Here is a 13219-nt window from a genome sequence, read left to right on the forward strand (position 1 = left end):
CTCAGTCGCGGCCGAGGAGCTCGTCGACCCACGCGGGAACGATCTGCGTCGCGCGCCCGGTGCGCGCCTCATCGAACGGCACCGCGGCGTCGCTCGGTTCGAGATTCAACTCGATCGTGCGGGCACCGAACGCCGCGGCCAGCGCGACGTAGCCTGCGGCCGGGTAGACGGCCCCGGAGGTGCCGATCGAGACGAACACATCGCAGGCCACGACGGCGTTCTCGATCCGATCCAGCTCGTACGGCACCTCGCCGAACCAGACGACGTCGGGGCGCAGCATCCGTGCACCGCAGGCGGGGCACGCCGGGCGGTCGAGCAGATCCGCCGCCCACGCGTTCCGGGTGCCGCAGAGGGTGCAGCGCGCCCGACGCAGCTCGCCGTGCATGTGGATGAGATTGCGCGTACCCGCGCGTTCATGCAGATCGTCCACGTTCTGCGTGACGACCAGGATGCTGTCGCCGAGCGCCCCCTCCAGACGCGCGAGCGCCCGGTGCGCAGCGTTCGGGGACACGGCGGAGGCCGCACGGCGCCGGGCATCGTAGAAGCGGAGCACCGCGTCGGGGTTTCGCGCGAATCCCTCGGGTGTCGCGACGTCCTCGACGCGCGCGCCCTCCCACAGCCCTCCCGCATCACGGAACGTGCGCAGGCCGCTCTCCGCCGAGATGCCCGCACCGGTGAGCACCACGATGCGCGGCGGAACGCCGACGGCGTCGGTCACCGCAGCAGCTCGCGGAGCGTCTGGATCGTGTCGGCCTCATCGGGGCGCTTGTCGGGGCGGTACCCCTTGACCCTCGCGAAGCGGAGGGCGACGCCGCCGGGATAGCGCGTCGACCGCTGCACGCCGTCGATCGCGACCTCGACCACCGTCACCGGGTGCACGTGCACGGCATTTCCGCTGCGTGAGGTCTCGATCGAGGCAAAGTGCTCCGTCTGCCACCGCAGCAGGGCGTCGGTCAGCCCTTTGAAGGTCTTGCCGACCATCACGAATCCTCCGGCCGATCCGTACTCACCGCTGGGATCGAGGGCTCCGAGGTGCAGGTTCGAGAGCAGTCCGGTGCGCCGCCCGGACCCCCACTCGACGGCAAGCACGACCAGATCGTAGGTGAGCACCGGCTTCACCTTGATCCAGCTCTTGCCGCGCCGCCCGGCCGCGTAGGGCGAGTCGAGGGCTTTGACGACCACTCCCTCGTGTCCGGCCGCGAGCGCGTCGCGCGACACCTGCTCGGCCGTCTCGGGGTCCGAGGTGATCAGACCAGGGACACGCCACTCCCCCGCGATGCGCTCGAGTTCAGCCAGCCGCACGTGCAGCGGTTCGTCGATGAGGTCGCGTCCGTCCAGGTGCAGCACGTCGAAGAACCAGGGCCGCAGCACCGTCGCGCTGATGGCCTCCGAGCCGAAGCGCGCCATCGTGTCCTGGAACGGGCGCGGCCCGCCGTCCGCGTCGAGCGAGAGCGTCTCGCCGTCCAGGATCACATCCTGCACCGGCAGCGCGCGAGCCACCGCGACGATCTCGGGCACGCGCGCGGTGATGTCCGCCAGGCTGCGCGTGTACACGCCGACCACGTCTGCGGACCGGTGCACCTGGATGCGCGCGCCGTCGAGCTTGAATTCGACGGATGCCGCGGCCGCCATCGTCGCGACCGCCTCGGTCACGGAACCGGCGGTGGACGCGAGCATGGGCAGCACAGGCCGGCCGACGACGAGTCCGACCTCGGCCAGTTCGCCCGGAGCCCCGGCGAGGGCGATCCGGGCCGCCTCGCCCAGGTCGCCGGAGAGCATCGCCGCCCGGCGCACGGTCGCGGCGTCCTGGTCCGACGCGCGTGAGATCGCGTCCAGCAGGACGCCCTCGAGGGCTCCGGTGCGCAGCTCGCCGAGGATCACCCGCGTGAGGAAGTCCCACTCCGGCGCCGTCGCGCGGGCGGCGAGGTCATCCAGGTCGGTGCGGCGCGCCCCCACCGATCCGGCGCCGGAGGCCCCGGCAAGCCGTTCCAGCGCGGCATCGACATCGAGCACGGACAGTGACGGCTGCTGCGCGTGCGTGACCGCGAGCGCAGCCACACCACGCCAGCCGATGCCCACGCGCCCCTGCCGGGGGCGGGCGATGAGGAACCCGACCGCGGGCACGATCTCATCCGGCTCGAGACGGCGCAGGAGCGCGGCGAGGGCATCGGTCTTGGTGAGCCTCGATGAGGTGGATGCCACGGCCTCGGCGGTGGCGACGACATCGGAAAGCAGCATCCCCGAATTCTTCCACTCCTGCCCGACAGCGGCTGGGTTCAGCGCTTCGGCGTGCGCGTGCTCCACAGAGCCACAGCGACCAGTGCGGGCTGGAAGAACAGGCGGACCAGCCGGCTCCGGTCATCGGCCAGACCGAATCCCTTCTTGGCCTTCGTGTACTGCTCGATGTTGCCGGGGAAGATCGCGACGAAGAATGCCGCGAGGATCGCTCCCACGCGGCTGCGCTCCCGCGGAAGGGCGACCAGAGCGGCACCCAGCATGATCTCCACGACACCGGACGCCACGACCACGCCGTCCTTGTCGATCACCGTGGCCGTCCAGTCCGGCACCTGGGCCTGGAACTCCTCACGGGCCCAGAACAGGTGCGACAGACCTGCGAACACCATCGCCCCACCCAGTCCCCACCGTGCGATCGTGCGAGCGGGCGTGGATCGCGGAATGCCGGATGCCGTCATCCGACCAGTCTGCCCGCTGCGCCGCTCCGCGGGGCGGAGTCAGCGCGCGAGCAGCCGGTCCATCGCCCGGGCGCGGCATCCCGCCCGGACACGGGCCGTCATCCGAGCGCTGCGCGACGTCGACCCCGCGCGCCTCAGCGTTCCGTTCCGGGTGCGACGTGCGCGAGCACCCGGCCCCAGACGGCCGGCAGGGTGAGCGCGTGCTCGACCGGAACCATCTCGGCACGGGCAGCAGCGAGGTGGTCCTCGTACCAGAGCGCCGCCTCTTCGCCCGCCGAGTCCTCACCCACTCCGTTGAGGATGAGCGTCTGCGCCGAGACTGCTCCGAGCAGACTGCCGAAATCGTCCCTGTCCAGCGGCGCCAGAGGCGCGCCGGCCGCGACGAGGGCGACGCTGTCGACCGTGTTGCCCAGGGCGATCGCCGCGCGCAGCGCGACATCCACCCCGTCCCGATACGCGACGATGGCCGCTGTCCGCGTCTGGTCGCCGCCGCGCGCCGTCTGAATGGCGGACAGCGACTCGTGGATCAGATCGGCGAGGGATTTCGCTGTGCTCTCGGCGGGTGTCTCGCTGCCGAAGGTGCCCGGATCCAGGACCTCTCCGCCGGCCAGCGCGACCGCCAGCACGCAGATGTCGCGGGCGGCCGTCTCGGCGGGGTGCGGGTCGAGGGTGACCGCGATCCCCATGCCGACGAGGACCACGAGGCGCTCGGCGCCGGGTGTTCCGAAGACGCGATAACTCAGGCGAGTGTCATTTGCCATGTGTGCTCCTCCACGCCCATACGACCAGCAGCGGCTGAAGAAGGAGGCGCATGAATCGCGCCCGGTCGGTGCGAAGCATCGGCGCCGGCCTGCCGGTCTGCCACTGGTGGATATTGCCGGGGAACACCGCGACGAGGAACGCCGCGACCAGCCCCCCGATGCTCCTCTGCTCCCTCGGCAGCGCGACCAGCGCCCCGGCGAGCATCAGTTCCGCCGCCCCCGAGGCGACCACGATCGCGTCCTTGTCCAGCCTGGTCAGCCGTGTCGCCCAGTCGGGCACCACGATGCGGTACCCGCGTCGACCCCAGCTGAGGTGGGACGCACCGGCTGCCGCCAGAACCCCGGCCAGCGCCCAGCGCGCGGCAGCGCGAACCGCATCGCCGCGTGCCGGGGACGAACTCATGGATTCGACGCTACCCGAGGTCGCCGCTGTCCGGTCCGGCAAACCGCGACGCCGCCCGCCCGTCGAACGGTCGCCCTGCTGGGTGCGCGGCCGGGCCGGGGCGCCGGAATCGGTGAAAGAATCGCGGAGTGGCGACCACAATCGATCCGAAGGCCCCTCGTTACGCACGCCAGCGCATCCTGCCCGGCTTCGGCGACGAGGGTCAGCAGAAGCTTGCCGCTGCGCACGCGGTTCTCATCGGCGCGGGGGGACTCGGCAGCGCCGTGCTGCCGATCCTGGCAGCCGCCGGAGTCGGCACGATCACCCTCATCGACGACGACCTGGTGGACGAGACGAACCTGCACCGCCAGATCCTGCACGGCGCAGCCGATGTCGGTCGGGCGAAGGTGGACTCGGCCGCCGACACCATCCGGGCGCAGTCCCCGGGGACGAAGATCATCCCGCGACGCGGATCGTTCACGCGGGCGACGGCGCCGCAGCTCCTGTCCGGAGCCGACATCCTCATCGACGGCACGGACAACAACGAGACCCGCTTCACGGCGAACGACGCCGCCGTCGCGGCCGGCATCCCGCTCGTGTGGGGCTCGGCGCTGCGCTGGGGCGGCCAGGTCGGTATCGCGTGGGCCGGCACCGACTATCGCGACCTGTTTCCCGGCGGGCCGGACACCGAGGCGGACACGTGCGAGATCGCCGGGATCCTTCCCACCGTCTGCACGGTGACCGGCGGTCTGATGGCGACCGAGGCCCTCAAGCTCCTCACCGGCATCGGCCGGCCGCTGCTGGGTCGCGTTCTCCTCTTCGATGCCCTGAGCGGCACCACGCAAGAGCTTCGCTACGCCCGGGATCCGGGCAGGGATGCCGCGGCCGCGCCGGGCGCCGCGGGGCCGGAGGCCGCGGCATCCGATCGGTCGATCTCGGCTCGGGAACTCGCCGGAATCCTGGAGGATGCCGCGGGCACGCGACCGGTGCTGCTGGATGTCCGGGAGCCTCACGAGGTGGCGCTGGGCGTACTGCCGGGTGCCGTGACGATCCCGCTCGGCCAGCTGGACGAGCGCCTCGCCGAGCTCGACCCCGGCGCCCCGACGGTCGTGTACTGCCACCTCGGAGTGCGCTCCGCGCGTGCGCTGGACCAGTTGCACGCGGCCGGCTTCGCCCGCGCGCGGCACCTCGCCGGCGGTATCGACGCCTGGTCGCGGACCGTCGATCCGACGCTCGCCCGCTACTGAGCAGACGACCGGCACCGGCAGACGATATACCCGCACTCTGCAGACGCGGTACTGGCCGTAGGCAGACGCGATACTGAAGGCATGCACCGGATCGCCGTCGAGGACTACGCCGCCATCATCCGGGGCCATCTGGCAGCGCTGCAGACCAGACCGGTCGAACTCGTCCCTCTCGCACTGGCCGCGGGCCGGGTGACGGCCGTCGAGGTGCGCAGCCCGATCGCGCTGCCGACCTTCCGCAACTCGCAGATGGACGGGTTCGCCGTCCATGCCTCCGACCTCCGCAGCATCCCCGTGCGGCTGCCCATACTCGGCGAGATCGCGGCGGGCGCCGTCGACCCGGCAGCGCTGCCGCAGGGCTCCGCGATCGCGATCATGACCGGCGCGCCGCTTCCGGCCGGCGCCGACGCGGTGGTGCCGGTGGAGGACACCCGGCGCACGGACGGTGTCGTGGAGATCCTCCGGGGGCGGGATGCCGGTGACTACGTCCGCGAGGAGGGATCGGACATCGCGGCCGGGGAGGTCCTGCTGCCTGCCGGCCTGCGCCTCGCGTCGCGCCACCTCGCCGCGCTGGCGGCGGCGAACCTCATGGACGTCGCCGTGCGCGCGCGCGTCCGCGTGGCGGTGGTCAGCACCGGCAACGAGCTCGTCGCCCCGGGCACGCCGCTCACGAACGGGCGGCTGCCCGACGCGAACGGGATCGCGATCACCGCAGCGGTCACAGCGGCCGGCGCCGAGGTGGTCGACGTGCAGCTGTCCGGCGACGACCCCGCGCGACTGGGCGCGCTGCTGGACCGATCGATCGCGGCGGGTGCCGAGCTGATCCTCACCAGCGGCGGAATCTCGATGGGGGCGCACGAGCCGGTCCGGCAGCTGCTCGAACCCCTCGGCGCCACGGTCGGCACCGTCGACATGCAGCCCGGCGGTCCGCAGGCGTACGCCCGGTACCGCGACGTCGCGGTCGTCTGCTTCCCCGGCAACCCGGTGAGCAGCCAGCTCGGCTTCGCACTGTTCGTCGCCCCGCCGCTGCGCGAGCTCGCCGGGATGCCGCCCGCCGTGCGAAGGACGCTCGCTCTCGCCGCGCCGCTGCAGTCCACCAGCGGCCGCCGGCAATTCCTGCGCGGGCGGCTGACCGAGGATGGCGGCGTAGCCACGGTCGCCGGTCCGGGATCGCATCTGGTCGCGGCGCTCGCGGCCGCGGATGTGCTGATCGACGTGCCGCCCGAGGTCATCGGGCTCCCGGTGGGCGCCACGGTAGATACCGTTGACCTATGAGCACGCTGAGTCACCTCGATGACAATGGCCGAGCCCGGATGATCGATGTGGGCGCGAAGCCGATCACGCGCCGCGTCGCGCGGGCCGCCGGTCGCCTCGCCACGACGGCGGAGGTCCTGCGGCTCGTGCGCGCGGACGACCTGCCCAAGGCCGACGTGCTGGCCACCGCCCGCATCGCGGGCATCGCCGGGGCCAAGCGCACGAGCGAACTGATCCCCCTCGCTCACATCCTTCCGCTGGATTCGGTGACCATCGACTTCGACTTCGACGGGGACACCATCCAGATCGAGGCGACGGTCTCGGTCACGGCGCGCACCGGGGTCGAGATGGAAGCACTCACGGCGGTGGCGGTCGCCGGGCTCACGCTGCACGACATGATCAAAGCGGTCGATCCGCGTGCGGAGCTCGGCGAGATCCGCCTGCTGGAGAAGTCGGGCGGCAAGCACGGCGAGTGGTCGCGCGACGGCGGGACGCGGCATCCCGAGTCGGACACGCAGCCGGCGCCGATCGGTCTGGGACGCACCGCGGAGGTGCTGGTGTCCTCCACCGCCGCAGCCGCGGGTACGCGCCAGGACACCACCGGCCCGCTGCTGGTCGAGTGGCTGCGCGCGCGGGCGTTCGTCGTCAGCGGCGCGTCGGTGACCGCGGATGCCGCGGTGGGCCCTGCCCTGGCCGGGATCGTCGCCGACGCGCCCGACGTCGTCCTGACCACGGGTGGCACGGGCCTGCACCCGCAGGATCGCACCCCGGAGGCCACCCGCGCTCTGCTGGACCTCGAACTGCCCGGCATCGCCGAGGCCATCCGCGCGGCAGGGCGGACTGCCGTGCCGACGGCCGTGCTGAGTCGCGCGGTGGCGGGCATGGCCGGACGCACGCTGATCGTCAACCTGCCCGGCTCTACCGGCGGGGTGCGCGACGGACTCGCCGTGCTCGAGCCGCTCCTGGCGCACGTGCTCGATCAGGCGGACGGTGGCGGGCATGAGTGACTCCGCGCGCTATCTCGCGCTCATCACCGACCAGCCCATCGACCGCGCGGCGGCCGAGGCGTTCGTGATGACGGTCGCCGACGGTGCCCTCGTCGTGTTCGAAGGGGTCGTGCGCGATCACGACCACGGCGAGGCGGTGCACGCCCTCGACTACGAAGCGCACCCGGACGCGCAGGCCTTCCTCGCCGACGTCTGCCGCGAGATCGCCGAAGCGTCGGGTCTGCGCGTCGCGGCCGTCCACCGCGTCGGCTCGCTCGCCATCGGCGACGTCGCCCTGGTCACGGCGGTCGCGGCACCCCACCGCGCCGATGCGTTCGCCGTGTGCGCGCAGCTGGTGGACCTCGTCAAGGAGCGCACGCCGATCTGGAAGCGACAGCACCTGACCGCCGGCACGACCGAGTGGGTCGGCCTCTAGCCGTCACGGCTTGGCCGCGAGACTGGATAGACGCCGCGAGACCGACTGCGTTCGCCTCTGTCTCGTGGCGTCTATCCAGTCTCGCGGAGGAGAGGGGTGCGGGTCAGCCGCCGGAGAAGCGCGGCAGCACGTCCGCGCCGGTTCCGAGCGTGCGCTCCGGATCGCGGCTGACCACGCCGTCGACGAGGATCGACCCGGATCGCAGCACGCGCGCCATCGACTCGCCGTAGCGGTTCACCAGCAGCTCCCGCAGGTCACCGACGGTGGCCCCGGGCACGGAAAGCGTCTCGTCGACTCGGCCCGCGGCATCCGCCGCCGCCGCGAAGTAGCGCACACGCACGTCAGCCACCGATAGCTCCCATCGAACGCTCGGGCGGCACGAATCCCGGGTCGGAGATGCCGTGGCCGGCCTGCTTGCCCCACATCGCCGCGCGCCACCGGTCTGCGATGTCCTGATCGCTCGCGCCACCGCGCAGCAGGGTGCGCAGGTCGGTCTCGTCGTCGCCGAACAGGCACGATCGCACGGTGCCCTCGGCGGTGACCCGCGTCCGGTCGCACGCGGAGCAGAACGAGCGCGTGACGGACGCGATGATGCCGACCGTCGCGGGACCACCGTCGACACGCCACTCCTCGGCGGGCGCGGAGGGGTCGTCGCGCCCCGGTTCGGTCAGGGTGAAGCGCCGGGACAGCACCTCGAGCAGCTCGGCCGCGGGCACCATGTTCGCGCGCCGCCAGGCGGCGTCGGCATCCAACGGCATCTGCTCGATGAACCGCAGGCGCAGCCCGCGCTCGACCGCCCAGGCCAGGAGCGCGGGAGCGTCGTCGAGCGTTTCGCGCATGAGGACCGCGTTGAGCTTGATCGGGCCGAGCCCGGCGCGAACAGCGCCGTCGATGCCGGCCAGGACCGCCGGAAGGCGGTCCCGCCGCGTCAGCCGCGCGAAGTGCTCCCGGTCGATGGTGTCGATCGAGACGTTGACCCGGCCGAGTCCGGCGTCGACGAGGCGCGCGGCGACCTTGTCGAGGCCGATGCCGTTCGTGGTCATCGACAGATCCAGCCCCGGCGCCGCCGCCGCGGATCGCGCGACGATGTCGACCAGGTCGGCGCGGGTCAGAGGCTCGCCGCCCGTGAATCGCACTTCACGGATGCCGAGATCGCGGCCCGCGATGCCCACCAGGCGCGCGATCTCCTCGGCAGTGAGCAGGTCGCTCTTCGGGATGCTGGGCAGCCCTTCGGCGGGCATGCAGTACGTGCAGCGCAGAGAGCACTTCTCGGTCACCGAGATGCGCAGGTCGTGGGCGACGCGACCGAAGCGATCGACCAGGTCGGCCGTGTCCGGACGCCCGGCCGTATCGGGCGCGCTCGAGGGATCGCGGTGGATCCGCGGCATCCCGAGCAGGAGGGTCGACATGACTTCAGCCTATGCGCACGCGCTCGGCCGCGGGCCGACTCAGATGGCCAGTGACAGGGACGCGGTCGCCTCACTAGTGTGATCCCCAACGGGAAGGGGCTCCCCCTATGTCTTTCATCACTCGAGGCTTCTCCGGCCGCCGCGGCGAGCGCGATCCGCGGTTGCCTCCGGGCCAGACGCTCGTCAGCGACTGGCCGGTGCTCTCGGCCGGTCCGACCCCCCACGTCGACACCGCCGACTGGGAGTTCTCCGTCCGCACCGAGAACGGCGCGCAACGATGGAGCTGGGACGAGCTGCGCGCCCTGGGCATCGAGGACATCACCACCGATATCCACTGCGTCACGCACTGGACCAAACTCGAGATGCCGTGGCGCGGTGTCCCGCTCGACAAGATCTGGGAGAGCGTCCAGACCGAGCACGAGTACGTCATGGCCCACTCCTACGGCGGCTATACGACGAACGTCCCCCTGGAGGATCTGCTCGACGGAAAGAGCTGGATCGCGTTCGAGGCCGACGGAGAGCCGCTGGATCCCGAGCACGGCGGACCGGCACGGCTGCTGGTGCCCCACCTGTACTTCTGGAAGAGCGCGAAGTGGGTGCGGGGGCTGGTGACGATGCCCACCGACGATCCGGGATTCTGGGAGCAGAACGGCTACCACCTGCACGGCGACCCGTGGCTGGAGGAGCGGTACTGGTGAGCGGGCCGGCGCCGGCGGACGCGCCGCCCGCGAAGGTGCACCGGCAGGCGGCCTGGCATGCGGCGACCGTGGTCACTTCGCTGCCCGAGACCCCGACGGCACGGCGCATCGAGTTGGACGTGCCGACGTGGCCGGGCAACGACGCCGGATCCCACCTGGACGTGCGCTTGACCGCACCCGACGGATACCAGGCGACCCGGTCGTACTCGATCGCTTCCGCTGGCGAGGGCACCCGCGTCCTGCTCGCCGTCGACGAGCTGCCCGACGGCGAAGTCTCGCCGTTCCTGGTGCACGATCTGCGCGCGGGCGACCAGCTGGAGCTGCACGGGCCGCTCGGCGCGTATTTCGTGTGGGCACCGCCCCCGGCGGGCGAGATGTCCCGACCCGTGCAGCTCATCGCCGGCGGCTCGGGCGTGGTCCCACTCTTCTCGATGGCGACCGCGCACGCGGAGGCGCGCGATGCGACCGAGTTCCGCCTCCTGTACTCGGTGCGCACGCCGCAGGACGTGTTCTTCCGCTCCGAGCTCGAGGCGCTCGCCGCCGCCGCGCCCGCGCTGTGGCTTGATTTCGTCTACACGCGCAAGGCTCCCGACGGATGGCCGACCCCGCCCGGCCGGATCACGCGCGAGATGCTCGATGCCGCGACGCTGCCCGCGGCATCCGACCCGCTGGTGTTCGTCTGCGGTCCCACGCCGTTCGTCGAGGCGGTGGCGGAGTGGCTGATCGAGGCCGGGCACCGGCCCGGCAATGTGCGCACGGAAAGATTCGGAGGTTCGTGATGACCAAGTTGGATGGAAACGTCCTGGCCGGGCGCCTTGTCGACATGCTCGGCTGGGATGCCACCGGCGCTGACGCGCGCTGCACGACGTGCGGCACGCACGGGATGATCGCCGTCGCGGTCGTCTACGCGACCGCGATGGGCACGGTGGCACGCTGCAGCACCTGCGACGGCGTTCTGGCGACCTTCGTCGAAGGCGACGGTGGTCGCGCATGGTTCGGGATGCCGGGGATCAGCGCCCTGGAGGTGAGCCGCTGACATGGCGGAGCTTCCGGTGTTCACCGTCGAGGATCTCGAGGTGGTCCCTCCGTTCGATCGTCCCGTGTTCGACAACGACGACGCCGTCACGCTCGGCCTCCTCGCCGTCGAGATGATCCGCAAGCAGGGCGCGAATCTCGCCGTGCGCATCGTGCTGCGAGGAGACGAGGTGTTCCTCGCCAAGCTGGGCACCACCGGCCCGGCCAACGATGTCTGGCTGGCGGGAAAGGCAGCGGTGGCGGAGAGGTTCGGCGAGCCGTCGTTGCTGGTGCGGCGGCGGCATGAAGCGGCCGGCACGCCGTTCCAGGATCGGACGGACATCGACCACGCCGTCTTCCGCGCCCACGGCGGAGCGGTGCCGATCTTCGTCTCGGGAGAGGTCGTCGGCACGATCACGATGTCGGGTGAGCCGGACGTGATCGACCACGCGATCGCCGCGGAGACGCTGAGGCGCTTCCGCTCCCTCTGAATCCGGAAGCGGACCGGATGTGTCCGGGGTGCTTCCTATCGTGGCATTGGGAAATCGTGGCGCGCCACGGACACGCGCCCCCGAGGAAGGGCAGGAACATGGACTGGAAGATCGAACTCATCTTCGTGCCGGTGACCGACGTGGACCGCGCGAAGGAGTTCTACAGCAGGGTCGGCTTCGTCGCCGATCACGACCAGGTGCCGTTCGACGGACTTCGGTTCGTGCAGATGACGCCTCGAGGATCGGCATGCTCGATCGCCTTCGGGGAGGGCCTCGGCATCGAACTGGAACCGGGCCAGCAGAACACGATTCAGGTTGTCGTGCCGGACGCAGACGAGGCGCTGGCGCACCTTCGCTCCCTCGGCGTCGATGCGAGCGGCGTCGACGATCAGGCCTGGGGCCGCTTCGTGACCTTCGACGACCTTGACGGGAACACCTGGACCCTGCAGGAACTGCCGGCCCGCGACTGACCGGGGCCGCCCGGCGCGGGTGCTACTCGCGTCCTCCCGGCGGGCCGAGAATCAGCAGCACCGCGAAGACCACGATCACGCCGGCCGCGAGCAGAAGCGCCAGGATCCACGGACGGCGCAGCAGCACCCGCAGGAGTCGGTCGTGCCATGCGGCGTCGCGTGGGTCGTCGGATTCCGCGATTCTCCACGCTCCGGAGAGGCGTCCGCTGCGGGCGAGCCAGAGCTCGGTGGGGATGGTCGCGTAGGGGATGATCGCGCTGACGACCGCGATGGCGGTGGGCGCTGCGCCCCATCGCTGATTCTTGGCGACCAGGATGGCGGTCGCGGCGTAGGACAGGAAGACGAATCCGTGGATGCCGCCGCCGATCGCGACGGCCACGGGGATGTCGAGGGTCGCCCGGAGGATCAGCCCGGTGATCAGCAGCGTCCACGAGACGGCCTCGGCGACCGCGAGTGTGCGAAACAGGTTGCGGGGTGCGTGGAACACGTGTCTCCCAGACGGATGGCGGGACGGAAGGCGGAACCTCCGAGCCTACGTGGGCGCGAGCGGGCACCCTCACGCCCGTAAGCTGTGGGCGATGCGCGAGTTCATCCGAGGCATGGGTCTGCTGGGGCGCGGGTTCGCCTACTGGCGTCGCAAGCCCCGACTCATGGCACTGGGGTTGATCCCCGCCGCGATCGTCGGGTTTCTGCTGCTGGCAGGGCTCATCGCGCTGGGCGTCGCGCTGCCCACGGTCACGGTCGCGATCACGCCGTGGGCTGACGGATGGCCGGGTCTGTGGGCGACGGTGATGCGCATCACCGTCGGAACGGCCATGGTCGGTGCCGCCCTCGTCCTGGTGGCCGTGTCGTTCACCGCGCTCACGCTCATCGTCGGCGAACCGTTCTACGAGCGGATCTGGCGATCGGTCGAACACGACCTGGGCGACTCCGAGATCGACGCCCGCTACGGATTCTGGCAGTCGGTGCGCGATGGTGCAGGACTGCTGGTGCGCGGGATCCTGGTCGCCATCTGCGCGGCGCTGGCCGGGTTGATCCCCGTGGTGGGTGGTGTCCTCGGCACCGTCCTGGCCGTGCTGCTGACCGGCTGGCTGCTGGCCGACGAGCTCTCGTCGCGGGCGCTGTCCGCACGCGGCATGGACCGCCGCCAGCGGCGGCAGCTGCTGCGTGCGCACCGTGCACGCGTGCTGGGATTCGGCGTCGCCACGCAGCTGTGCTTCCTGGTGCCCCTCGGGGCGGTCGCCACGATGCCGGCCGCCGTCGCAGGCTCGACGGCTCTGGCCCGCTCGCTGCTGGAGCCGCGGTCCCTCGTGCGCTGAACCGGTGCGGTGGGGTGCCGCGCGCACACGCCCGGCGGAAACGACAGAGGGTGCGTCGCGAT

General features: G+C 71.5%; 18 protein-coding genes. 10 read left to right on the top strand and 8 right to left on the bottom strand.

Annotated features, from left to right (window positions below; genetic code table 11):
* Position 1: 1 nt before the first annotated feature.
* The 5 genes from ABD655_RS12300 to ABD655_RS12320 all read right to left on the bottom strand — a co-directional run bounded on the left by ABD655_RS12300 (position 2) and on the right by ABD655_RS12320 (position 3857).
* Positions 2-718, bottom strand: a complete 717-nt coding sequence (locus tag ABD655_RS12300) for an NAD-dependent deacylase (protein WP_344714317.1) — start codon at positions 716-718, stop codon at positions 2-4.
* Positions 715-2238 carry an ATP-dependent DNA ligase gene (locus ABD655_RS12305; RefSeq protein ID WP_344714319.1) on the bottom strand — a complete coding sequence of 508 codons (1524 nt, stop codon included), beginning with the start codon at positions 2236-2238 and terminating at the stop codon, positions 715-717. The genes ABD655_RS12300 and ABD655_RS12305 overlap by 4 nt, the downstream gene beginning before the upstream one ends.
* A 38-nt stretch (positions 2239-2276) precedes the next feature.
* Positions 2277-2693 carry a DoxX family protein gene (locus ABD655_RS12310; RefSeq protein WP_344714321.1) on the bottom strand — a complete coding sequence of 139 codons (417 nt, stop codon included), beginning with the start codon at positions 2691-2693 and terminating at the stop codon, positions 2277-2279.
* A 134-nt stretch (positions 2694-2827) separates the two neighbouring features.
* Positions 2828-3454: a hypothetical protein gene (locus tag ABD655_RS12315; RefSeq protein ID WP_344714324.1), complete on the bottom strand. Its 627-nt coding sequence runs from the start codon at positions 3452-3454 to the stop codon at positions 2828-2830.
* Positions 3444-3857, bottom strand: a complete 414-nt coding sequence (locus ABD655_RS12320; protein ID WP_344714325.1) for a DoxX family protein — start codon at positions 3855-3857, stop codon at positions 3444-3446. Before ABD655_RS12320 ends, ABD655_RS12315 begins: the two co-directional genes overlap by 11 nt.
* A gap of 128 nt (positions 3858-3985) precedes the next feature.
* Here ABD655_RS12320 and ABD655_RS12325 point away from each other — a divergent pair, with 128 nt between their 5' ends.
* From ABD655_RS12325 to ABD655_RS12340, 4 genes are all read left to right on the top strand, one after another.
* The gene (locus ABD655_RS12325; protein WP_344714327.1) at positions 3986-5083 is read left to right on the top strand and encodes a ThiF family adenylyltransferase; all 1098 of its coding nucleotides are present in this window, start codon (positions 3986-3988) and stop codon (positions 5081-5083) included.
* An 81-nt stretch (positions 5084-5164) separates the two neighbouring features.
* Positions 5165-6355 carry a molybdopterin molybdotransferase MoeA gene (locus tag ABD655_RS12330; RefSeq protein ID WP_344714328.1) on the top strand — a complete coding sequence of 397 codons (1191 nt, stop codon included), beginning with the start codon at positions 5165-5167 and terminating at the stop codon, positions 6353-6355.
* On the top strand, positions 6352-7341 hold the full coding sequence (gene moaCB, locus ABD655_RS12335) for a bifunctional molybdenum cofactor biosynthesis protein MoaC/MoaB (RefSeq protein WP_344714329.1): 990 nt from the start codon (positions 6352-6354) through the stop codon (positions 7339-7341). The genes ABD655_RS12330 and moaCB overlap by 4 nt, the downstream gene beginning before the upstream one ends.
* Positions 7334-7756 (top strand): molybdenum cofactor biosynthesis protein MoaE, encoded by a 423-nt coding sequence (locus ABD655_RS12340; protein ID WP_344714331.1) that lies wholly within the window; start codon positions 7334-7336, stop codon positions 7754-7756. Before moaCB ends, ABD655_RS12340 begins: the two co-directional genes overlap by 8 nt.
* 103 nt (positions 7757-7859) lie before the next feature.
* On the opposite strand, the gene ABD655_RS12345 is transcribed toward ABD655_RS12340, so the two are convergent.
* Both ABD655_RS12345 and moaA read right to left on the bottom strand, forming a co-directional pair.
* Positions 7860-8105: a MoaD/ThiS family protein gene (locus ABD655_RS12345; protein WP_344714333.1), complete on the bottom strand. Its 246-nt coding sequence runs from the start codon at positions 8103-8105 to the stop codon at positions 7860-7862.
* Positions 8098-9165, bottom strand: coding sequence for a GTP 3',8-cyclase MoaA (moaA, locus tag ABD655_RS12350; protein ID WP_344714334.1), 1068 nt, complete (start codon positions 9163-9165; stop codon positions 8098-8100). The genes ABD655_RS12345 and moaA overlap by 8 nt, the downstream gene beginning before the upstream one ends.
* A gap of 107 nt (positions 9166-9272) precedes the next feature.
* On the opposite strand from moaA, the gene ABD655_RS12355 reads away from it, so the two are divergent.
* The 5 genes from ABD655_RS12355 (at position 9273) to ABD655_RS12375 (ending at position 11838) form a co-directional block, all read left to right on the top strand.
* Positions 9273-9863, top strand: a complete 591-nt coding sequence (locus tag ABD655_RS12355; protein ID WP_344714335.1) for a molybdopterin-dependent oxidoreductase — start codon at positions 9273-9275, stop codon at positions 9861-9863.
* Positions 9860-10642, top strand: a complete 783-nt coding sequence (locus ABD655_RS12360) for an FAD-binding oxidoreductase (RefSeq protein ID WP_344714337.1) — start codon at positions 9860-9862, stop codon at positions 10640-10642. Before ABD655_RS12355 ends, ABD655_RS12360 begins: the two co-directional genes overlap by 4 nt.
* On the top strand, positions 10642-10899 hold the full coding sequence (locus ABD655_RS12365) for a DUF6510 family protein (protein WP_344714339.1): 258 nt from the start codon (positions 10642-10644) through the stop codon (positions 10897-10899). Before ABD655_RS12360 ends, ABD655_RS12365 begins: the two co-directional genes overlap by 1 nt.
* Position 10900: 1 nt before the next feature.
* A complete protein-coding gene (locus tag ABD655_RS12370) occupies positions 10901-11368 on the top strand; it encodes a heme-degrading domain-containing protein (protein ID WP_344714341.1) in 468 nt (155 codons plus the stop codon).
* Between the two features lie 98 nt (positions 11369-11466).
* Entirely contained in the window at positions 11467-11838 is a 372-nt protein-coding gene (locus ABD655_RS12375; RefSeq protein ID WP_344714343.1) for a VOC family protein, read from the top strand.
* Between the two features lie 22 nt (positions 11839-11860).
* On the opposite strand, the gene ABD655_RS12380 is transcribed toward ABD655_RS12375, so the two are convergent.
* Positions 11861-12325 carry a DUF3817 domain-containing protein gene (locus ABD655_RS12380; protein ID WP_344714345.1) on the bottom strand — a complete coding sequence of 155 codons (465 nt, stop codon included), beginning with the start codon at positions 12323-12325 and terminating at the stop codon, positions 11861-11863.
* A 91-nt stretch (positions 12326-12416) separates the two neighbouring features.
* Here ABD655_RS12380 and ABD655_RS12385 point away from each other — a divergent pair, with 91 nt between their 5' ends.
* Positions 12417-13157, top strand: coding sequence for an EI24 domain-containing protein (locus ABD655_RS12385; protein ID WP_344714347.1), 741 nt, complete (start codon positions 12417-12419; stop codon positions 13155-13157).
* Positions 13158-13219 lie beyond the last annotated feature (62 nt).

The organism is Microbacterium terregens, assembly GCF_039534975.1.
GTDB classification, from domain to species: domain Bacteria; phylum Actinomycetota; class Actinomycetes; order Actinomycetales; family Microbacteriaceae; genus Microbacterium; species Microbacterium terregens.